At 51.5% G+C, this 19562-nt stretch carries 23 protein-coding genes and 1 riboswitch; of the genes, 9 read left to right on the plus strand and 14 right to left on the minus strand.

Annotated elements, in window-relative coordinates; translation table 11 throughout:
- Positions 1-67: 67 nt before the first annotated feature.
- The 3 genes from Q9291_RS04050 to cbiB all read right to left on the minus strand — a co-directional run bounded on the left by Q9291_RS04050 (position 68) and on the right by cbiB (position 3068).
- Positions 68-1042 (minus strand): type I restriction endonuclease, encoded by a 975-nt coding sequence (locus Q9291_RS04050; protein ID WP_306388728.1) that lies wholly within the window; start codon positions 1040-1042, stop codon positions 68-70.
- 93 nt (positions 1043-1135) lie between these two features.
- Positions 1136-2122 carry a threonine-phosphate decarboxylase CobD gene (cobD, locus tag Q9291_RS04055; protein ID WP_306388729.1) on the minus strand — a complete coding sequence of 329 codons (987 nt, stop codon included), beginning with the start codon at positions 2120-2122 and terminating at the stop codon, positions 1136-1138.
- Entirely contained in the window at positions 2115-3068 is a 954-nt protein-coding gene (gene cbiB, locus Q9291_RS04060) for an adenosylcobinamide-phosphate synthase CbiB (protein WP_306388730.1), read from the minus strand. Before cbiB ends, cobD begins: the two co-directional genes overlap by 8 nt.
- 2 nt (positions 3069-3070) lie before the next feature.
- On the opposite strand from cbiB, the gene Q9291_RS04065 reads away from it, so the two are divergent.
- Positions 3071-4549, plus strand: coding sequence for a cobyric acid synthase (locus tag Q9291_RS04065; protein WP_306388801.1), 1479 nt, complete (start codon positions 3071-3073; stop codon positions 4547-4549).
- A gap of 146 nt (positions 4550-4695) precedes the next feature.
- Here Q9291_RS04065 and Q9291_RS04070 read toward each other — a convergent pair whose 3' ends face one another.
- The 9 genes from Q9291_RS04070 to Q9291_RS04110 all read right to left on the minus strand — a co-directional run bounded on the left by Q9291_RS04070 (position 4696) and on the right by Q9291_RS04110 (position 12219).
- Positions 4696-4914, minus strand: coding sequence for an RNA-binding S4 domain-containing protein (locus Q9291_RS04070; RefSeq protein WP_306388732.1), 219 nt, complete (start codon positions 4912-4914; stop codon positions 4696-4698).
- 29 nt (positions 4915-4943) lie between these two features.
- Positions 4944-5759: a DUF4198 domain-containing protein gene (locus tag Q9291_RS04075; RefSeq protein ID WP_306388733.1), complete on the minus strand. Its 816-nt coding sequence runs from the start codon at positions 5757-5759 to the stop codon at positions 4944-4946.
- A 15-nt stretch (positions 5760-5774) separates the two neighbouring features.
- Entirely contained in the window at positions 5775-6299 is a 525-nt protein-coding gene (gene cobU, locus Q9291_RS04080; RefSeq protein ID WP_306388734.1) for a bifunctional adenosylcobinamide kinase/adenosylcobinamide-phosphate guanylyltransferase, read from the minus strand.
- Positions 6296-7099 (minus strand): cobalamin-binding protein, encoded by an 804-nt coding sequence (locus Q9291_RS04085; protein WP_306388735.1) that lies wholly within the window; start codon positions 7097-7099, stop codon positions 6296-6298. The genes cobU and Q9291_RS04085 overlap by 4 nt, the downstream gene beginning before the upstream one ends.
- The gene (gene bluB / locus Q9291_RS04090) at positions 7096-7767 is read right to left on the minus strand and encodes a 5,6-dimethylbenzimidazole synthase (RefSeq protein WP_306388736.1); all 672 of its coding nucleotides are present in this window, start codon (positions 7765-7767) and stop codon (positions 7096-7098) included. The genes Q9291_RS04085 and bluB overlap by 4 nt, the downstream gene beginning before the upstream one ends.
- Positions 7764-9050 (minus strand): cobyrinic acid a,c-diamide synthase CobB, encoded by a 1287-nt coding sequence (locus tag Q9291_RS04095; protein WP_306388737.1) that lies wholly within the window; start codon positions 9048-9050, stop codon positions 7764-7766. The genes bluB and Q9291_RS04095 overlap by 4 nt, the downstream gene beginning before the upstream one ends.
- The gene (gene cobO / locus Q9291_RS04100) at positions 9050-9655 is read right to left on the minus strand and encodes a cob(I)yrinic acid a,c-diamide adenosyltransferase (RefSeq protein ID WP_306388738.1); all 606 of its coding nucleotides are present in this window, start codon (positions 9653-9655) and stop codon (positions 9050-9052) included. The genes Q9291_RS04095 and cobO overlap by 1 nt, the downstream gene beginning before the upstream one ends.
- Positions 9656-9671: 16 nt before the next feature.
- Positions 9672-10241 (minus strand): hypothetical protein, encoded by a 570-nt coding sequence (locus Q9291_RS04105; protein WP_306388739.1) that lies wholly within the window; start codon positions 10239-10241, stop codon positions 9672-9674.
- A gap of 94 nt (positions 10242-10335) precedes the next feature.
- Positions 10336-12219, minus strand: coding sequence for a TonB-dependent receptor domain-containing protein (locus Q9291_RS04110; protein WP_306388741.1), 1884 nt, complete (start codon positions 12217-12219; stop codon positions 10336-10338).
- Between the two features lie 140 nt (positions 12220-12359).
- Positions 12360-12569: riboswitch (cobalamin riboswitch) on the minus strand.
- 127 nt (positions 12570-12696) lie between these two features.
- Here Q9291_RS04110 and Q9291_RS04115 point away from each other — a divergent pair.
- A complete protein-coding gene (locus Q9291_RS04115; RefSeq protein WP_502306679.1) occupies positions 12697-12897 on the plus strand; it encodes a coiled-coil domain-containing protein in 201 nt (66 codons plus the stop codon).
- Between the two features lie 2 nt (positions 12898-12899).
- The gene (locus Q9291_RS04120; protein ID WP_306388744.1) at positions 12900-13202 is read left to right on the plus strand and encodes a cell division protein ZapA; all 303 of its coding nucleotides are present in this window, start codon (positions 12900-12902) and stop codon (positions 13200-13202) included.
- Between the two features lie 309 nt (positions 13203-13511).
- On the opposite strand, the gene Q9291_RS04125 is transcribed toward Q9291_RS04120, so the two are convergent.
- Positions 13512-13871 (minus strand): DUF2237 family protein, encoded by a 360-nt coding sequence (locus Q9291_RS04125; protein WP_306388745.1) that lies wholly within the window; start codon positions 13869-13871, stop codon positions 13512-13514.
- A gap of 69 nt (positions 13872-13940) precedes the next feature.
- Here Q9291_RS04125 and Q9291_RS04130 point away from each other — a divergent pair, with 69 nt between their 5' ends.
- From Q9291_RS04130 to Q9291_RS04155, 6 genes are all read left to right on the plus strand, one after another.
- A complete protein-coding gene (locus Q9291_RS04130; RefSeq protein WP_306388746.1) occupies positions 13941-14405 on the plus strand; it encodes an EVE domain-containing protein in 465 nt (154 codons plus the stop codon).
- 63 nt (positions 14406-14468) lie between these two features.
- On the plus strand, positions 14469-15647 hold the full coding sequence (locus Q9291_RS04135) for a diguanylate cyclase (protein ID WP_306388748.1): 1179 nt from the start codon (positions 14469-14471) through the stop codon (positions 15645-15647).
- Between the two features lie 75 nt (positions 15648-15722).
- Positions 15723-16343, plus strand: a complete 621-nt coding sequence (locus Q9291_RS04140) for a pyridoxamine 5'-phosphate oxidase family protein (protein WP_306388802.1) — start codon at positions 15723-15725, stop codon at positions 16341-16343.
- Between the two features lie 57 nt (positions 16344-16400).
- A complete protein-coding gene (locus Q9291_RS04145) occupies positions 16401-17273 on the plus strand; it encodes an alpha/beta hydrolase (protein WP_306388750.1) in 873 nt (290 codons plus the stop codon).
- Between the two features lie 71 nt (positions 17274-17344).
- Positions 17345-17713: an FAD-binding domain-containing protein gene (locus Q9291_RS04150; protein ID WP_306388751.1), complete on the plus strand. Its 369-nt coding sequence runs from the start codon at positions 17345-17347 to the stop codon at positions 17711-17713.
- 407 nt (positions 17714-18120) lie between these two features.
- Entirely contained in the window at positions 18121-19128 is a 1008-nt protein-coding gene (locus Q9291_RS04155; protein ID WP_306388752.1) for a S1 family peptidase, read from the plus strand.
- Between the two features lie 136 nt (positions 19129-19264).
- On the opposite strand, the gene Q9291_RS04160 is transcribed toward Q9291_RS04155, so the two are convergent.
- On the minus strand, positions 19265-19414 hold the full coding sequence (locus tag Q9291_RS04160; protein WP_306388753.1) for a hypothetical protein: 150 nt from the start codon (positions 19412-19414) through the stop codon (positions 19265-19267).
- Between the last annotated feature and the right edge of the window lie 148 nt (positions 19415-19562).

The raw sequence follows: 19562 nt of genomic DNA on the forward strand, positions 1-19562 counted from the left end.
GCGTGGGTTCTTCGGGTACGTTTCATTGCTTTCTTTCTCTGCTTTCTGCCGCCTATCGGCTGCAAGGTTAAGCAAGAATATCACTTAAAACACTGTCCAGTTTTCCGGGTCCACCTCTGTCTTTACGGTCTACTACAAACAGGCATTTTTCAATGTCTGGGTTATCTTTGAGCAGCGTGGAAGCTTTAAACGAGGTGAGTGTTTTGCCACTGCCAGTGGTGTGCCAGATATAGCCATTGCCACGGTTTTGGTGGATGCAATCGACAATTTTTTTAACTGCATAGATTTGATATGGCCGCATGGCGAGCAATTTTTGCTCACTGGCGACCAATACCATATAGCGGCTAATCATCTGCCCCAGGGTACATTTGGCTAAAAACAGATTGGCAAAGTCGTGCAGGTGCGTGATTTTTTTGTTTTGCTCATCAGCCAATTGGTAAATCGGCAAAAAACGCTCATCGGCATTAAAGCTGAAATGCTCGTTTTTGTTATTGGCAAAATACAGCGTATTGCTCTGGTTGCTGACAATAAACAACTGCATAAAACACAGCAAGCTATTGCTGTAACCATTGCCTGCGTCATTTTTGTAATGGACGATTTGCTCAATGGCCTTGCGCGGAATCACCTCAAAGGTTTTAAGCTCGATTTGTACCGCGGGGATGCCATTAATCAGCAAAATCACATCGTAACGGTGATGGCTATTGCTGGTGTTTATACGCAGTTGATTGATGACTTCAAAATCGTTTTTGCACCAATCTTTGGTGTTCACCAGGGTGTAGTGCAGTGGCGTGCCATCTTCGCGCTGAAAATAGTTGGTCTCGCGTAGCTTTTTGGCAGCCAGGTAAACATCTGGCGTAATAATTTCATCACGCAGGCGGGCAAACTCGGCGTTGGTTAAGTTGACGCGGTTGAGTGCTTCAAATTTTTGACGAAAATTGGCTTCCAGCGATTCGCGGTCACGAATATCGGGCCGATACGCATACTTAAGCTCTGCAAGTTTGCGAATTAAATCTTTTTCGATTTGGTACTCGGTGGCAACCATACCTACCCTAGAAAAGTTATTTTTTTAATGAGTGCATTTTCTCATAAAAAAGTAAAGAAAGGCCAAGGGCCTGGAGAGTGATCAGTAGGCAAACTACTTCTCTAAAGTAGACAGTTTTAGTGCCGCTTCCAGCCTGGGCCAATCCACCTCGTTAGGTAGCCCGAAACGCATCGCATTGGGTGCTGGAAAATAGCGCGTCCAGATGCCTTGTTCTGCCAGTGCCTGATGCAGGGCATGGCTATTGGGGTGGGTCACATATTGAAACAGGGCGCTGCCACCTTGCGGGGCGAGGGCGTAACGGGTGAGTGTTTGTGCCAGCTTCAGTGAGGTTTGCTGTAGTTGACTGATCATGGCTTGTTGCCAGTCGCGATTTTGCAGTGCCAGGGTGGCGATCAATTGGCTTGGGCCGGTGACTGTCCATGGACCCAGTAAGGCCTGCACTTGCATCAGCGCCTGCGGTTCGCCTAATAAAAATCCCACGCGCAGCCCTGCCAGCCCAAAAAATTTACCCAGCGAGCGCAGCACCCATAAGCCGGGTTGTTCGCAGTGGCTGGCAATGCTGTGCTCAGGGGTGCAATCCATAAAGGCTTCGTCCACTACCAGCCAGCCACCGCGCTGTTGCAGGGTTTGGTGCCAGCCTAGCAATTGTTCCGGTGCATAGCGATGCCCGGTAGGGTTGTTGGGGTTGCACACGACCAGCACGTCACAGTGGGCAATCACTTCGTCGCTTGGTGATGTATCCAATAGGGTTAATGTGTGTCCGGCAGTTTTCCAGGCATGGGCGTGTTCTTGATACATGGTGCGTGGAATCGCCACCCGGCAGGGTGCGCGCAGGCGTGGCAGTACTTGTAAGGCCGCTTGTGACCCGGCCGTGGCAAGCACATGCTGGCAGCCATAATAGGCCGCTGCAGCTTCCAGCAGTTCATCGGCTTCTGCGGGCAAGCGCTGAAACAACGAGGGCGGCAACGGCGGAATCGGGTAGTGTTGCGGGTTGATGCCTGTTGATAAATCCAGCCATTCGGTCACCGGGATGCCGTAGCGTTGCGCCGCTTGTTGCAGGTTGCCACCATGTTCAAGCATGTGGGAGGGCTCCCAGCAATAAGGCAATACTCAGCCAGCTCAGCATGCCACGACGTACCAGTTGCAAGGCTCTGGGAATATCTTCAGCAGTGGGCGTCACTTGGGTGCCCAGGCGCGGCCTGTCATGCCATTCGCCGTGATAGCGGGCGCGTCCGCCCAGTTGCACATTCAGTGCGCCTGCGCCTGCCGCCATCACTGGCCCGGCATTCGGGCTATCCCATAACGGCGCCTGTGTTCGCCAGGCTTGCCAGGCGAGGCGCGTGTGTCCGAGCAAGGCGTAAGTGATGGCGGTCAGGCGTGCCGGAATATAATTCAATACATCATCGAGCCTTGCGGCGGCCCAGCCAAAGTGAAAATAGCGTGCGGTTTTATAGCCCCACATGGCGTCCAGCGTATTCACCAAACGATAAGCGAGCGCGCCGGGGCCACCCGCCACAAAAAACCAGAATAAGGTGCCGAACACGCTGTCATTGCCGTTTTCAAGTAGCGATTCAATCGTGGCACTGACCGGTTCTATTGCTTCTACATCCCGGCTGACCATATACGAGGTCGCGCGTTGCGCCTGCTGAAATTGACCTGCCTGCAAAGCATGATAAACAGCCAGACCATGCTGGCGCAGGCTGCGGTGACCAATGGCAAAGTACAGTAAATACACATGCAGCGCCAAGGCCAGCCAGACGGATAGGTGCATCAGTAAAACAATCGCAAGGATGGGGGGCAATACCAGCAGGATGATGCCAACGGCACCCCTGAGATATTGGCTGCGGAATGGCTGTTTGTGTGCTGGATTCAGCCGCTTTTCCAACTGGTTGACCAGCCAGCCAAAGCCCACCAGCGGGTGCCAGCGTTTCGGTTCGCCTAGCCAGTCATCAAGCAGCACAGCACCGCAGGCAAGCCCGGCGAGTGTGAGATAATCGGGTAATGAATATGCAGGCAGTGAAAACATTAATGGTTCAGGGCACCACTTCGGATGCCGGTAAAAGTACGCTGGTGGCTGGATTGTGTCGCGTATTGTACCGCAGCGGGGTGGCGGTGGCGCCATTCAAGCCGCAAAACATGGCCTTGAATGCGGCCGTGACCGAAGATGGCGGCGAGATTGGCCGCGCGCAGGCGGTGCAGGCGATGGCGTGTGGCTTGCCACCGCATACCGATATGAATCCGGTGCTATTGAAGCCTAATTCGGATACCGGTTGCCAGGTGATCATTCATGGCCAGGTAGTGGGTAATCAGGAAGCGAGTACTTACCACGACTACAAAAAAACCGCCATGCAGGCAGTGCTGCAATCCTATCAGCGTCTGCAACAACAGTATGCCTGCATCGTGGTCGAAGGCGCAGGCAGCCCGGCTGAAATCAATCTGCGCGCGAATGATATTGCCAATATGGGCTTCGCCGAAGCGGTGGATTGCCCGGTGATTTTGGTGGCGGATATTGATAAAGGCGGCGTGTTTGCGCACCTGGTCGGCACGCTGGCATTGCTCTCTGACAGCGAGCAGGCCAGGGTAGTGGGCTTTGTCATTAATAAATTCCGCGGCGATATTGCTCTGCTACAGCCTGGTCTGGATTGGCTGGAAGCCCGTACCGGCAAACCGGTGATCGGCGTGCTGCCTTATCTGCACGATTTGCACCTTGAAGCAGAGGATGCCATTGCCAACAGCCATACGAAAAAAGCAGATGCTCAGCTCACGGTGATCGTGCCCGTGTTGCCGCATATCGCCAACCATACCGACTTTGATGCCCTGCGTTTGCATCCGCAAGTTGACCTCCAGTTTGTGCGCTTGAGTGAGCCTATCCCGGCCGCGGATTTGATCATTTTGCCAGGCAGCAAAAATGTCCGTGGTGACCTGACAGCCCTAAAAGCCCATGGTTGGGAGAGCGCCATTGCACGGCATTTACGCTACGGCGGCAAACTGCTGGGCATCTGCGGTGGTTTTCAGATGCTGGGCCAGCAGTTGCATGATCCCTTGGCGATTGAAGGCGAGGCAGGCAGTAGTGCAGGCCTGGGCTGGCTTGAAATGGAAACTACGCTGGAAACACACAAACAGCTCAAGCAAGTATCTGGCAAGTTAGCTTTTGCTGATGCAGAATTGTTAGGGTATGAAATTCATATGGGCGTCAGTACCGGGTCTGCTTTAGCGCGTCCGGCACACCTGATTAAGGATCAGGCTGAAGGTGCGATCTCAGCAGATGGGCAGGTGGCAGGCAGTTATATGCATGGCCTGTTTGACCACCCGCAAGCCTGCGCTGCATGGTTGCAATGGGCGGGGATATCTACCCAGGTGGCGTATGACTACACGCAATTGCGTGAACAGAGTCTGGAGAAGCTGGCGGACAGTTTGCGCCAGCACCTGGATTGGAAAGCGCTGGCGCCTTACCTGCCAGCAGGGGTTAACCCAGATTTTCCATTAGGCGATTTTCAATCTACTTGAACGTCAACTTATCCATTTTGTGTCTTTTTTGCGCAAATTAATCGGCCAATAGAATGACTATTGCCCTCAAATTTCCCCAATAAATCCATCAAACTGTCCAGCGTTGCCATTTCAAGTCCTTATGGAAAATATGGGTTTAACGCCGCTTAAGCGGCGACGACTTGAATGGTGTACTCAAATGCCTGCACCACTTGCCCGGCGCGGATTTTGGCGGTTTTCCGGCGTTCAATCTGACCATCTACTGAAACCAAGCCTTCGGCCACCATGGATTTTCCCTGACCACCGCTGTCAGCCACGCCTTCCAGTTTAAGCAGGTCGCATATGGCGATATATTCACCTTTAAGTTGAAATGTTGAAGTGGTCATCAGGATTTCCTTTGTTAACAAGCGTGTGCTTAAGGCTTGCTTTGTGATTCGGGGGGCAAATTCACTTCCAGCGTCAGCGAAGCATTCTGGCTTTCCCACAGCAGCTCATTCAGCTGGTGATGGACAGTCACAAATAAAAAATTCAGCCCGGCTTTTTGCGGATAGAAGCTAAATTCCCCTTGCGCATTCGCATGTATATTGGATGCTCTGACGTTATCAATGTCATACAAATCTTCAATTCTGCGCTTGGTAAAATGCTCGTTGTCGGTGACCACAATAATACGCGCATTGGGCACCGGTTTGCCGTTTTCCAGTACCTGGAAGGCCAGCGCACTGCCTAACAGCAGGCCATTAGGTGAAGCCAGCGGGATAATTTCGAGGCCTTTGTTAAACGGCTTGGGCGCATACTTTTGTTGACCCTTGAAAATATACGTGTCGGCATAGCTGTAGTAATTCATGGTGGTGGCCTTGCCCGTCACCCGTTTCATGTCATCTGCAAAGTACAGCCTTTTATCCGCCGTTTCGACCGCTTTATAGATGGGTCCAACGCGTTGGCCGGTGCTAATCCGGTAGGAGCCCTCTTCGGTCAATTGCGGTTCCAGATATACCGCCGCTTTGGTTTTTGCGACTGGGCGAATGGCAGAGACCGTGCCGTTGGGCGCGGTGATCGTAAAGTTCGGCGAGTCCATGGCAAAGTCAGCCTGGAACGGAAACTCGGTAAACGCAGATTCAATCGTCAGGCGGTGATGCGTGACATTGAACTGGTTGGGTTTTAAAAAGGGGACATGGGCTTGCGCAGAGAGCGAAGTTACACATGCAATAATCGTCAATAATATCTTGTGCATTTGATTTCTTTCTTGTTATTTAAGCTTCAAGGGCAAGCCTGCCGCAATAAAACTGACCTGGTTTGCCACGCTGGCTACATGCTGGTTCAGGCGGCCTTGTTCGTCCTGAAACTGGCGGTTGATTTCACCGAGCGGCACAATGCCCATGCCGACTTCGTTGCTGACTAAAAAAACGTGGGCTTGCAGTTGTGGCAGTGCGGCCAGCAAGGCCTGTTTTTCTGCCTGCCAGTCCAGCCGTTCCGGTTTGTCGCAGTCAGGGCAGATGCACTGTGCCAGCCACAAAGTCAAACAATCCACAATCAGGCAGGTGTCGGGTGCATCGTTGTCCAGCAAAGTCTGGCCCAGGTTAAACGGCGCTTCTACCAAGCCCCAGTAAGGCGGGCGGCGGGTTTTGTGATGTTCCACGCGTTTGGCAAATTCATCGTCATACACCTGTGCGGTGGCAATATAAGTCACCGGCAGTTCAAGCACAGAGGCCAGGCGCTCGGCGTAGGCACTTTTGCCACTGCGGGCGCCGCCTAAAATCAAATGGGTGCTCATGTGTCGCTCCTTTGCTGTTGCCAGCGTTGCATGATGGCCTGCAGTTGCGGCAGGCCTTCGCCAAACAGGGCGGGGCCAGGCTGCAAAATATCGACAGACTTGATTTCGTACACATGCCCGTCACGAATGGCAGGCATGGCATGCCAGCCCGCGCGTGCTTTGACTTTTTCTGGCTGAAACTTCTTGCCACACCACGAGCCGATGATGATGTCCGGTTGCCTGGCCAGCACTTGTTCTGCCGTGACTGTGCGGTCACGTGCGCTATGAAAGGCGCTGAGTTCGGGGAAGCAATCCTCGCCACCGGCGGCCGTGATCAACTCAGCCGCCCAGCGGATACTGCACATCATGGGCTCATCCCACTCTTCAAAATACACTTTGGGTTTGCGCGTCCAGGTGGCCGCTTGCTGCCGCGCAGCTGCCAGTTGTGCCTGATAAGTGTCTACCAGCTGCTGTGCCTTCTCACTTGCGCCGACCAGATCGCCGACGGTCAATATCATCTGCAATGTGTCATCCAGGCTACGCTGGTTGAACACATGTACCTGACAACCGGCTTTGATTAATGAGGCCGCAATATCGGCTTGCAGGTTGGAGAAACAGAGCACCAGATCTGGTTGCAATGCCAGGATTTTCTCGATATTGGCACTGGTAAAGGCACTGATCTTGGGTTTCTCTTTACGTGCAATTGCAGGCCGTGTGGTGAAGCCCGAAATACCGACAATGCGGTCTTGCTCACCCAACAGGTAAAGCACTTCGACGGTTTCCGTGGTCAGGCAAACAATGCGCTCAGGCCAGCGTTTCATGATTGCCCCTCGTTATTTTGCCAGCCGTTTTCCATCAGCATCTCTGAGAGCGGTTTTTCTGTGGTCCAGCCTTCTTCTACCAGCATGGGTGACTTGTAAAAGCTGTTCACGTAGCCCAGGCATAAAATCGCCACCGGTTTGGCGCCCTCAGGCATGTTCAATAACTGCGCCAGTTGTTGCGGGTCAAACAAACTGACCCAGCCCATGCCTATGCCTTCGGCGCGCGCCGCCAGCCACAGGTTTTGAATGGCACAACTGACTGAAGCCAGGTCCATCTCTGGCATGGTACGGCGGCCAAAAATATGTTGTTCACGCTGGTCGCACAAGGTCGCGACCAGCACTTCACCACAGTCCAGAATACCTTCCACCTTGAGCCGCATAAACTCCGCCATCCGAGCCGTATTTTCAACTTCGCCTATTGCTTGTGCTGTGTGCTTGCGCTCTTCATCGACTAGCTTGTGGATAGACTGGCGCAAGGTAGCATCGCTAATGCGGATAAAACGCCATGGTTGCATCAATCCCACGCTGGGCGCGTGGTGCGCGGCGTGCAGCAGTTTTTGCAGTAATTCGGGTGCAATCGGCGTCGGCAGAAAATGCCGCATATCGCGCCGCTCGGCAATTACCTTGTAAATCGCCGCTTTATCGGCGTCTGAATAGGCAAAACTCATGGCAGGAAAAACTGTGCCGCCAGGGCTGGGTTAGACGGAAAGTAAAAATGCAAAAAGCTGGCCGTAATACTGCCTTGTTGATAGACCGGCTCACCCACGCCATATTTTCCTTTGCCTTGCGCAATCACCGGTAAAGTGGTGTCAAAACGGCCATAGTGAAAGGTATGTGCGCCTATGCTGATGGATTCCTCATCTGCATAGGTAAAGGCGGCATGCTGTGTCCCCAGGCCTTGTAGTTTGGGTTGAATCTCAGCGCTACCCGGCAACAGGCCGAAAACAGGTTGACCATTCAGTGTTTCGCCCAGTGTAAGCATGCCGCCGCACTCAGCCAAAATGGGTTTACCCGCCTGAACAGCCGCGAGCAAACCTTCGCGCATCGCGGTGTTAGGGTGCAGTTGATCCAGATGCAATTCTGGGTAACCGCCCGGGAGCCAGTAAGCATCTGCCTCGGGCAATTGCGCATCCTGCAAGGGGGAGAAAAACTGAATGGTGGCACCCAGGGTTTGCAGCAGATCGAGGTTGGCCTGATAAGTGAAACAGAAGGCTGCATCTTTGGCCACGGCGATGGTTTTGCCTTGTAACAGTGGTGCGGTTATATGCGGTTCTGGCGCTGCAAACTGCACTGCCGGCGGTAATGGAATCTCTGGCCCCAGCAGTTGTGCAGCCGCTTCTATGCGCTGGTCAATATCGGTAATTTCCTGTGCCAGATGCAAACCCAGGTGACGTTCTGGCAGGCTCAGTTGCGTGTCGTGTTTCATCGCGCCTAGCCAGGGAATATCTGCTGGCAGCGCAGCTTGAATCATCTTGGCATGGCCATCGCTACCGACCTGGTTGGCGATGACGCCTGCCTTTTTTAAAGCGGGCCTGAAGGCATACAAGCCATACGCAATCGCAGCAAAGGTTTGCGCCATGGATTTGGCATTGATCACCAAGCCGACCGGGATGCCAAAACGCTCGGCAATATCGGCGCACGACGGCGTGCCATCGTAGAGCCCCATCACGCCTTCGAGCAGAATGACGTCATTTTCTTGTGCGGCTTTGTAGAGCAGGCGTTGCGCATCAGCTTCTCCACACATGCCAAGGTCCAGGTTATACACCGGCTTGCCGGTCGCTACTTGCAGAATCATGCCGTCAATAAAGTCCGGCCCGCATTTAAACGCTTGTACGCGCAGGCCACGGTTTTTATAGGCCCGCGCCAGGGCGGCCGTGGTCATGGTTTTGCCTTGCCCTGAAGCAGGGGCGGCCATCAGCATGGCATGGCAGGTAGCTACAGTTGCTTGCATTACAGGTCTATCCCAGCCTGCGCCTTGATGCCTGCGCGCCAGGCGTGTTTCACGTCCATGAGTTCAGACACGGTGTCGGCAGCATTTCTCAACGCCTCGGACGCGCCGCGGCCAGTGATCACCACGTGCTGCATGGGTGGGCGTTTGGCTATCGCATCCAGCACCATCTGCTCGTCCAGGTAACCATATTTGAAGGTATAAGTGAGTTCGTCCAGCACCACGAGATTGATCGCAGGATCTTGCAGCATCCCGGCCACGATTTGCCAGCCACGCATGGCGGTTTCGGTATCGCTCTGGCGGTCTTGGGTGTTCCAGGTAAAGCCTTCGCCCAGCACATGCCAGGTGACGGCCGGGTGTTGGCGGAAAAAAGCTTCTTCGCCGGTATCTGAGCGGCCTTTGATGAATTGGGCCACGCCGACACGCATACCATGGCCCAGTGAGCGGGCCACCATGCCAAAGGCGGAAGAGCTTTTGCCTTTGCCGTTGCCAGTGAGGATCAGCAGCAGGCCTTTTTCCTGGTTGGCCTGTTCTATTTTTTCATCGATGACCGCTTTTTTGCGGACCATGCGCGCCTTGTGGCGGCTATCGCGATCATTCGTTTCCATACTAAATTCTAAAGAATTAAACTTTTTCGTGAACAGAGCGTTTGGCCAGACCAAACACCACGTGCGCAATCAATGCCGCAACCACCCAGAAAGCAATCGCTTCCAGCTGTTTGGGGAAGTATTTCACCAGGCGTGGCAAGAACTCGGCTATGGTTGGGTCAGTGTAGCGGCCACCAAAGAAGTAGAAGCCACCGCTGGAGAACAACTCAGCAATGGCGGATGCAACCACGACTATGCCAGTCAGTTTAAACAGGCTGCTGAGTGCCCATTGTGTGTTGTCTGACGTCCAGCGACCTGCCAGCCACATGGTGCCATAGGCGGGTAACAGGAAACCGTAAGCAGGTGTAACGCAGAAATTACTCACGCCGCCCCAGGTCACTGCAGCCATATCCAGACCTGCACACAAAGCCAGTAGGGCGACAAACAGGAGAGTTGAGCGCAGGTAATAACCGGCGATAAAAAACGCAGCATAAGACGCGCTAGGCAAAAAATCGATAGATGCGAAGTGATGGCCGCGTGTGACAATGACCATCAGTGCAATGACCAACGCGATTGCCAGAGATTGAGTTGAAATGTTACGTGGCATGCCAGCGTCTCCCTAAAAGTATATTGTAATAAATTGCAAGAGGTGGATTTTAGCCCAATTCAGCTTGGGGTGGGCAAAATCCACCTTTCCGGGGTTACTTCATATCGTAGTTTAGGCTGATAAACACATTGGTCCCCATGGTGTTGTAATCCACGGTTGATGAGGCTGCGGCCAATACATAGTCTTTGTTCAAAATGTTATTGGCACGGGCTTGCAGGCGCCAGTCCTCATTTAGCTTGTAGCTCAGTGTTGAGTTAAGTAAAGAGTAACCTGCCAGCACTTTGGTGTTGGCAGCATTGTCATAACGTTTTGACGCACTTGTGACTTCAGTGCTCCAGTTCCAGTCGCCATACTTATATTGCAATACAAGATTACTGTAGCGCTGACTGCGTCTCGCTAATAAGTTATCGGTATTTTCGTTACGTGGTGATTGTATTGTAAAGTTACCCGTCAGTTGCCACTGCTGATTAAATGCATAAGCCCCTTCTGCAGTGACGCCTTGTATCTCCACTTTACCTGCATTTATAGGGCAGAATCCGGCAAAACTTGTGCCACAGGTTGCGGTCACTGGCCCAGCATTTTGAATGAGGTCGCGAATATGATTGTCAAACATCGTCAGCTTGGCTTGGACTGTTGCATTTTGATAGCGCAAACTGGCTTCAAAGTTATCAGATTTTTCCGGTTGAAGTGTCGGGTCGCCAAAGTTGGGAAAATATAGCTGGTTGAATGTTGGCGCCCTGAATGCTGATCCGTATTGCGCCGTGATTTGCCACTGGGGTGACAGTGCGTAGCCGTAGCCAATCCCGCCGGTCACAAAGTTGCCATACTGGGTGTTGTGATCCTCTCGTAATGAGAGTTGTGCACTGTGTGCTTCATGTTGCGCAGTGTATCCAAGCGTGAAACTATCATTGTTTCGGGTGCGATCAATATTGCGCGTGTTATTGGTGGAGGTCTGGATATCCTGCTCGAGTCTGTCATAGGCGAAAGTGAGCACCCCAACCGGGAGCTTAAAGTCGTGTTGCCAAGTTAATTGCGCCTGTTCTGTTTCGAATTTACTTTGACGCGTTGGTCTATCAAAGTTGAATGAGCGGTCTTTCCCGATGCCAAATTTCAGGGTGCTGTTCCAGTATTCTGTCACACGGTCTTTTAAGGTTGCACTGTAAACTTGCTGGTGCATCGTAGCGTAATTTTCAAAGCCACTGTCGTAATGATTTTTGCCGTCAGATTCAAAAAAATTGACACTCAAACTGTGCCCGTCAGCAATGTTAAGGGTGGCGTAAGCGGAGCCCCCCTGATTGTTGTATCCATCCCGGTCTTTGTCTATTGCAGTGGGAGGGTGTTTTTTTGCAGAAATCCCTCTTGTATCGTAGCTGGTCATTTGAGCACCGAATTGCAGAGCTTTGTATTTGGAGTCAAACCCTGCATTTCCAGTATAAGTATCGTAACTGCCCGCGCCAACATTCCCGTAAAAAAGGGTTTTGTTCTGTTGGCTTCTGCGCGTGAATATCTGGATGACGCCACCAATGGCATCTGCACCGTACAAGCTTGAAGCGGGTCCACGCAGTATTTCAATGCGGTCAATGAGTGAGAGCGGCAAATTTTCAAAGGCCGTGGTCCCTGTTGTGGCAGAGTTGATGCGGATGCCATCCACTAACACTACCAGTTGGTCGGCATTTGTTCCTCGCATATATACGCTTGCCGCATTTCCCATGCCGCCATTGGTAAGAATCTGAATGCCAGGCTGAAGCTTGAGCAAGTCAACCAATCCCCCGCCAGAAACACGTTCAATTTCCTGACGATCAATAATCGTAATATCACCTGTCGCAGTTTTGGTTGAAATTGGCGTTCTGGTTGCGGTGACCGTGATGTCGTCAAGCATGAGTGCTGCCAGCAGCGAGGAGTGGTCTTGAGCATTATTTTCAGCAAATACTAATGCTGGATAGGCGGCGATGAGTGCCGTAAAGATATTTTTATACATGATATTCCCTGAGCGCATGCGACCCCGCATGCCGTAATGGACACGTTGAAAGCATGGCGGAAATGGGAATACAAGAATGGCAAGAGATATTCAGGCTTGATGATCTCTTGATTCGAACCCCGTCACCCCGCGGTGTTTCAACACTTAATCGTCGCGAGGCCGGTCTCCGGGCTTGCAAGTCTTGATGTATCGCCTTCCCGGTGTTACCCAGTGGCCTATTGATACATCCGCACTTGCTTACCGTTGCGGGGGCAGCACAGGATTAGTAACGCGTATGGTTACGCACCTGTTTCCCAGTTTCATCTTTTGCCGCGAATACGGCGCAAGACACCTGACAACTTGGCCGGATTGTAGCCGAGAATGCAGGTTTATCCTAGCCTCAGCTGAGGTGTGTCAAGGGTTTGAAATTATTAAGTCACTTTTAAAAACTGCGCTTAGCTGTTGACTTTAATGGATTTTTTCAATTATAGTGCGACGATGGATGCTGATTTTAAAAGTCTTGAGGAGCGTGTGGCAAAGTTAATTGCCTTGTGCCAGACTCTGCGTGAGGAAAATATGCAGATGCGGCAGGAAGTGACGCGCTTGCATCAGGAGTCGCAATCTCTTAAGCTGAATATGACGCAAGCCAGTGTCCAGCTTGAGCGTCTGCTTACTGCATTGCCCGATGAGGAAGCTTGAGTATGGCCAGTAATCCAATCGATATCGAGATCATGGGGCGTGCATTCAGTGTGACCTGCACTGATGAAGAGCGTGACAGCCTGTTACAGGCGGTGGGATATCTGGATGGTAAAATGCGCGAAATTCGTGATGCAGGTAAAATGGTCAGTGTGGAGCGCATCGCCATTATGGCGGCATTAAATATTGCCCACGAATTATTAAATACGCGTAGTGGTGGGGTAGATGTGGGTCAGGTGAAAAAAAGCATTTCTACCATGCAGCAGCAGATTGATGATGTGCTGTCTGGTCAGCATAAATTGTTATAACCCTCTTCATTTCACAAAATTTTCACCGTTATTGATAGTGAATGACGTATCATTATTCAACATTCTTGCGATAAGCTGGGGTGTACTAAGGCGTTGCCTGAGTCTAAATTCCTTGAACTAGTCTCTGTTATAGGTTTCGGCTCATCAGGTGCTGTGCGATCGCACTAAGTTGGGGGTCCTTTTAAGGCTCCCCTGGCGTGTGAACCTAATGTACCTTAGGCTGTTACCACCTGAACTTTTTTGGTTCAGGATTAATGGCTCAGGTAACCCCTTAGTACATCTTCAGTGCATGGACTCATTTCAAATCAATCAACGCAGGCTGTGGTACATCAGGTCTGCCAGCGTCACCACTTCCAGACAACTTTCATGACAGGCCTCCAGCACAATGGGCGGTGCGTAGCCAGCTTCGCTCGCTTCGAGCCAGCGCGCTGCGCACAAACACCATCTGTCCCCCGCCTTGAGTCCGGGAAAATCAAATTCAGGCCTTGGTGTGGATAAATCATTGCCTTGTGCCTGCGAAAATACCAGAAACTCATCTGTCATTTCAGCGCATACCGTATGACGGCCACGGTCTTCTGGATGAAAGCTGCAGCAACCGTCACGCATAAAGCCGGTAACCGGACGGGTACTGCAAGAAATAAGCGGAGTGCCGAGGACGTTTTTTGCCATGTTTTTTTAAGAGTGAGGTGACTTCGTTTATGATACGCAGATTCACGATATAGAAGAAGGTTTTCTCGCATGGCACGTTATTGGCTGATGAAGTCTGAACCCGCTGATGTTTCAATTGACGATCTGGCCGGGTTTCCCAACCAGACGGTGGACTGGTATGGCATTCGCAATTATCAGGCACGCAACTTTATGCGTGACCAGATGCTGGTTGGCGATGGCGTACTGTTTTACCATTCTAACTGTGAGACCCCCGGTATTGTCGGCTTGTGTGAGGTGAGTGCACTGGCGTACCCGGATCGCTTCCAGTTTGTGCAGGGCCACAAATATTTTGATCCTAAATCCACGCCGGAGAATCCGCGCTGGGTCAATGTCGATGTCAAACTGGTGCGTAAAACCCGCTTGCTGAGCTTGAAAGAAATGCGTGATACGCCTGCACTGGCCACTATGCGGGTGTTGCAAAAAGGCAACCGACTATCGATTACCCCAGTCGATCCCAGAGAGTGGGCATTTATTCACACATTGTTAAATACGTAGCTCATCTTTGTGTTGAGGACTATATGCCTTTATTGATGCGATGTATTTCTGATTGATGCCGCGGTGAAAACGCAACGACCGAATGGAATACTTTATATCCTGATTTCAGGATTTATGATCGCTTTTGTTGGCGCCTTGCTTTTTTTGTGGATTTTCTTTTCCAGCATGCGTGCCATGCATCAAACCACGCGCGATCTTTATGAACATCCTTATGCCGTGACCAATGCGGCCCTCCAGCTGAAAACAAGTTTGTACCAGATTCGCAGTAGCCTGCTATTCGCTACCCTGGCGCAATCTAAGGGGCAGGCGCTGCAAGACACGATCCAGTTTATTCGTGATCAGGAGAGCTTGCTCGAAAAAAATATTCGGATAATCGCGAGCAGCTATTCAGGGGACAAGCAGCAAATCTCTAAGCTTCAAGCCGAATTGCAGGCCTTGTATCATATACGGGCTGCGATTTTGGAGAAACTGCAAACCGGACATTATGTTGAGGCCGATCGTATAATTGAAATCAACGGCAGTCCAAAGTTTGTTGAGATTGCCAAGCTTACCGAGTCAGTGCTGGCGTTTGCCCAGCAGCGGGCCAATGCCTATGTCAGCGAGAGTCAGAAACAACTCGAAGGGCACACCAGAAAAGGCTTGATGTATGCGACTTTGCTGCTCACTCTGTTTTTGATTGTGAGTGTAGTGCTGGTATGGCGCATGTATCGTCTGCATGCCGAGGTGGATAAGTTTGCCTTTACCGATTTTCTGACTGGCATTGCCAATCGCCGCCGCTTTATGTTTGAGCTTGAGTCGGAAATCCGGCGTAGCCAGCGCTATGGATCGCCTTTTTCATTTGCGATGGTGGATATTGACCATTTCAAAAAAATCAATGATCGCTACGGCCATCTGGTGGGTGATCTGGTACTACAGAATTTTTGCCTCAAATGCGTGAGCGCCTTGCGCACCAGCGATATGATTGGGCGTTTGGGCGGTGAGGAGTTTGGGATCTTAATGCCAATGACCGATTTGCATGAAGCAGCCCGCGTGATTGAGCGGCTACGTTCGGAAATTGACCATAGCGTAGTGACCGAAAACGGGCAGCAAATTCACTACACAGCGTCATTCGGGCTGGTGGCATCCTCTCATCATCATCTGGACCTCAGCCTGACACAAATGATGAAATCGGCCGATGCTGCGCTTTATAACGCCAAACAGCAGGGGCGCAATCGCGTGTATATTGCTAACGGGTCACTGTAGACTTATCAATGCTGGATTTAACAAAAAATGGAGAAGCTTGTGAGTGAATCTTTATACGGAACACAACATCGTGCCATGCAGTCCGAATTTGAGACGACAGCGCTGGCAGATGCGGTCAACAGCTTTATTGTAGTCAACGAAATTCCCCCGGAACATCAGGCATTTATCGAAAGCCGGGATATGTTTTTTCTCTCCACGATTGATCATCGCGGGTTCCCGACATGCTCGTATAAAGGAGGGGCTCCCGGCTTTGTTAAAGTGCTGGATGCGCGCACCATTGCTTTTCCCAGTTATGATGGTAATGGCATGTTCCTGTCCATGGGCAATATGACTGCCAATCAAAAAATGGGCATGCTGTTTATCGACTTTGAAACGCCGCACCGGGTACGGGTACATGGCACGGCAACTGTCAGTCGCGATGATCCCTTGCTGGCCGAGTATAAAGAGGCTGAATTGATGGTGCGTGTGACGCTGGAAGAGATGTTTATCAATTGTCCGCGCTACATCCATCGCTATGCGCGCGCGCAGACCAGTCAGTATGTGCCACAGGCGCACTGTGAAACGCCACTGGCGCAGTGGAAGCGCATTGAGCCGTTGCAGCCCGTACTCGATGCAGAAACGCAGGCACAGGCGGCAGCCAAAGGTCTGATCAGTCCGGAAGAGTATGGCGCACTGGTGGTTGCCGGTAAGGGATAGCCTCATTCTTTTCTCGCTGTCGCGGAATTTCCAGCGCGTTTGCCGGTCTGCCTGACCATGAGAAATCATTTACCCCTGCCTCTCCGGCGGCGAACGCTGGCTGGTTTGATTGCCCTGATGCTCTCGGCATGCAAACCGGCCACCTTGCTCAACGCCATGATTCCCACCCGGCAGTTACAGTGTTTCAACAATATTGCCTATGGCATGTCGCCCAGACAGCGCCTCGACATTTACCGGCCACAGTCAATATCCGCGCAGCCTCTGCCTGTGATCCTGTTCTTCTACGGAGGCAGTTGGGATTCAGGCAGCAAGTCGGATTATCTGTTTGTTGCCGAGGCGCTGGTGAGCAGAGGCTACCTTGTGGTGATCGCCGACTATCGGCTGTATCCTGAAGTCAAATTTCCAGCGCTGATGCAAGATCCGGCACTGGCGTTTAGCTGGGTCAAGCAGCATATTGCCGAATATTCAGGCAACCCGGACAGGGTGTTTCTGATGGGGCACTCGGCCGGGGCACAGCTGGCAGCCATGCTGTCACTCAATGCGGAATATCTGGCAGCGGTGAACCTGCAACCACAGCAGATTGCCGGCATGATAGGCCTTGCAGGTCCCTATGATTTTCTGCCCCTGACTTCGGCGCGGCTGAAAGCGATTTTTGCGCCTGAGGCCAGCGAGTGGACATCGCAACCGATCCGTTTCGTGAATGGCCACAACCCGCCCATGCTGTTATTGGTTGGCTTGCGCGATAAAGTGGTTTGGCCCCGCAATACCTTCAACCTCGCCACTAGCATTCAGACGCATGGCGGGCCGGTGCAAGTGATCGATTACGCCACGTATGACCATGTGGACATGGTCGCCAAGCTCGCCAAACCGCTGCGCGGGCAAAGTACTTTGCTAGACGATATTGTGCAGTGGATGCAGCAGCCTGGCTAATCCCCCCTTGCAAAGGGTTTGGTTTAAACGCGATATACGCATTGAAGACCAGGCACCACTGCTGGCTGCGTGTGCCACAGGCACGGTATTCCTCGTGGTTACTTACCCTGCGATCCGTGCCAAATAGCTGGAGTTTTAAGCCCTGGCGCATGCTGGTCAATTTGCAACGACGCTATGGGTGCATCATCGGTCAGCATTACCCGGCGCCGCTGGTGGATATTGCAACAGCCGCCCGGCAGGCCAGGCAGTCACTTGGTGAGGTTCGTGCCGAGATGCAAAATAATGGTGCAATGCGGCGCATTTTGCAGCAGCATGCTTCCCGTAAATCCTCTCATTTTTCGCCACGGCCTGCTTCAATCAGACCGCTAGACGCAACGTCAGTCAACACAGCACGCCCGATTTCAGTGGTGCAGCCTGTACAAGCTTCTCTCCCTTTCTGATCGTGAGACACCGTTAGCAGCAGAAGTCTATGGGTAGCATGGATGGTGCGGTAAGTAAGTGTGCATTCGCATTTTTAATGCACACTTATGGTGCATCTTTGCCCAGGTGAGCGAATTTAAGCTTTTGGATCATGGCTGAGCGGCTTTCTCGGCATTGGTTTCTCCCGTATGTAATTGCCCCCTTACTTTCTATATTTTTCTATGTATCACTATGATTATAAAAGTATTTTTTAATTATTTAATTTGACTTTGGTGGCTTTTCACGGAGTAAGCCTCATCTGAAAAAGCCCCCTTTACACGGAGCGCTCAAGTTGGAATGCATCTTGCTGAATCATTACTGAAAGCCTTAGGGTAATCGCTGGCAATGAGGATAACAATCAAGAAGCAGTTACAGATTGGAGCACCGTATGTCGAAATTATTAACGGGTTTACTGATGTGGTGTCTGAGTGCACCATTAATGGCAGAAACATCTCCTGAATTGATGCAAGCGCTCAATAGTCGCGTGTTGCGTATTCAGGTTGGGTTAATCAATGGACAATACGGGTTAGGCTCAGGCGTCGTGGTGGCTGAAAATCAGGTCGTGACCAATTGCCATGTGGTGGCAAATGCCAGCAGTATCAGCGTGATCAGCGGTGGCGCGGCCTACCATGCTGTAGGGGTGAAGCCAGACTGGAAGCATGATGTCTGCATGCTGCAAATGGAAGATCTGCCATTGACCCCTGTCGCTATGAAATCAAGTAGCGAATTGAGATACGAGCAATCGGTATTCACCATTGGTTACCCCAGCTTTGTCCCCGCCCCGGTCAGCACCCAAGGTGTTGTTAAAGGCCTGTTTACCATGGATGACTCGGTGATCGTGCGCGCAACCAGCAGTTTTAGACAAGGGGCGAGCGGTGGTGGCCTGTTCGATGAGTCAGGTGCACTGGTTGGTTTGATTACCCTGAAAAGCCCTGGCAAGGATGCCTACTATTACTACATGTCCATTGATTGGGTGCAGGCGCTGATCAGCAAGCCTGCGGGGCCGATTGTGGTGAAAAGCGAATTGCCATTCTGGGGTAAGCCTGCTGCACAGTGGCCTTACTTTATGAAAGTGGTTTATCCCTATCTGCATAAAGACTGGAAGGGCTTGAAAACCGTAGCGCAGGAGTGGACCAGCCAAGAGCCCGGCAATACTGAAGCATGGTTTTATCTGGCTGCCGCCGAGTATGAAACCAAAGATTTGAATATGGCTGAGCAACACCTGCATCGCGTAGTCAGCATGAACGATCAACATGCCCAGGCTTTTTACTATCTCGGGATGATTGCAGAAAGCAATGGCCAGCATCGTGAAGCCATGGCAAATGTGGATGTACTTAGCCATCTGGATGTGGACAAAGCTGAAGAGCTTAAGGTGGCCATGAAAATACTGCCTTAATCTGGCTGGTATATGAAAAGCGCCCGTATGCGGGCGCTTTTTTATTGCTTGTGTTCTATTGCTTGGTGCCTGGAAGGTTGCTGCGTGGTTTGCTGAAGTTGGCAAGTCAGCAGATGCGCCAGAGCATTGATCAGGATCAAACCACTTCTATGTCCAGTTCCTCCACGTGGTAATAATGTTCCTCATCCCAGAGTGTGAAATCCTGCGCCGTATACATGGCTTCCTGTAAATGCTGACAGGTTGCAATACAATGATTTTCTTCATCCATTACTTGGTATTGGGTCATGATGGCTACCTTTCCTGAGATCTGGTTCGCGTGTGTTGACGTGGTATGACTAGCATGACATCAGGCATCAGAATTGATTCTGTGAATAAAGATTGCGTTGGTATTTCAGTTTTAAAAATTGGACATACAGGATTTTTTGCACCGTCAG

Source organism: Methylophilus aquaticus (assembly GCF_030769565.1).
In the GTDB taxonomy this organism is placed as follows: domain Bacteria; phylum Pseudomonadota; class Gammaproteobacteria; order Burkholderiales; family Methylophilaceae; genus Methylophilus; species Methylophilus aquaticus.

Bases quoted from the DNA above. Each gene is read 5' to 3' on its own strand.
- Q9291_RS04050 (WP_306388728.1), bottom strand. From the start codon at position 1,042: ATGGTTGCCACCGAGTACCAAATCGAAAAAGATTTAATTCGCAAACTT.
- cobD (WP_306388729.1), bottom strand. From the start codon at position 2,122: ATGCTTGAACATGGTGGCAACCTGCAACAAGCGGCGCAACGCTACGGC.
- cbiB (WP_306388730.1), bottom strand. From the start codon at position 3,068: ATGTTTTCACTGCCTGCATATTCATTACCCGATTATCTCACACTCGCC.
- Q9291_RS04065 (WP_306388801.1), top strand. From the start codon at position 3,071: ATGGTTCAGGGCACCACTTCGGATGCCGGTAAAAGTACGCTGGTGGCT.
- Q9291_RS04070 (WP_306388732.1), bottom strand. From the start codon at position 4,914: ATGACCACTTCAACATTTCAACTTAAAGGTGAATATATCGCCATATGC.
- Q9291_RS04075 (WP_306388733.1), bottom strand. From the start codon at position 5,759: ATGCACAAGATATTATTGACGATTATTGCATGTGTAACTTCGCTCTCT.
- cobU (WP_306388734.1), bottom strand. From the start codon at position 6,299: ATGAGCACCCATTTGATTTTAGGCGGCGCCCGCAGTGGCAAAAGTGCC.
- Q9291_RS04085 (WP_306388735.1), bottom strand. From the start codon at position 7,099: ATGAAACGCTGGCCTGAGCGCATTGTTTGCCTGACCACGGAAACCGTC.
- bluB (WP_306388736.1), bottom strand. From the start codon at position 7,767: ATGAGTTTTGCCTATTCAGACGCCGATAAAGCGGCGATTTACAAGGTA.
- Q9291_RS04095 (WP_306388737.1), bottom strand. From the start codon at position 9,050: ATGCAAGCAACTGTAGCTACCTGCCATGCCATGCTGATGGCCGCCCCT.
- cobO (WP_306388738.1), bottom strand. From the start codon at position 9,655: ATGGAAACGAATGATCGCGATAGCCGCCACAAGGCGCGCATGGTCCGC.
- Q9291_RS04105 (WP_306388739.1), bottom strand. From the start codon at position 10,241: ATGCCACGTAACATTTCAACTCAATCTCTGGCAATCGCGTTGGTCATT.
- Q9291_RS04110 (WP_306388741.1), bottom strand. From the start codon at position 12,219: ATGTATAAAAATATCTTTACGGCACTCATCGCCGCCTATCCAGCATTA.
- Q9291_RS04115 (WP_502306679.1), top strand. From the start codon at position 12,697: ATGGATGCTGATTTTAAAAGTCTTGAGGAGCGTGTGGCAAAGTTAATT.
- Q9291_RS04120 (WP_306388744.1), top strand. From the start codon at position 12,900: ATGGCCAGTAATCCAATCGATATCGAGATCATGGGGCGTGCATTCAGT.
- Q9291_RS04125 (WP_306388745.1), bottom strand. From the start codon at position 13,871: ATGGCAAAAAACGTCCTCGGCACTCCGCTTATTTCTTGCAGTACCCGT.
- Q9291_RS04130 (WP_306388746.1), top strand. From the start codon at position 13,941: ATGGCACGTTATTGGCTGATGAAGTCTGAACCCGCTGATGTTTCAATT.
- Q9291_RS04140 (WP_306388802.1), top strand. From the start codon at position 15,723: ATGCAGTCCGAATTTGAGACGACAGCGCTGGCAGATGCGGTCAACAGC.
- Q9291_RS04145 (WP_306388750.1), top strand. From the start codon at position 16,401: ATGAGAAATCATTTACCCCTGCCTCTCCGGCGGCGAACGCTGGCTGGT.
- Q9291_RS04155 (WP_306388752.1), top strand. From the start codon at position 18,121: ATGTCGAAATTATTAACGGGTTTACTGATGTGGTGTCTGAGTGCACCA.
- Q9291_RS04160 (WP_306388753.1), bottom strand. From the start codon at position 19,414: ATGACCCAATACCAAGTAATGGATGAAGAAAATCATTGTATTGCAACC.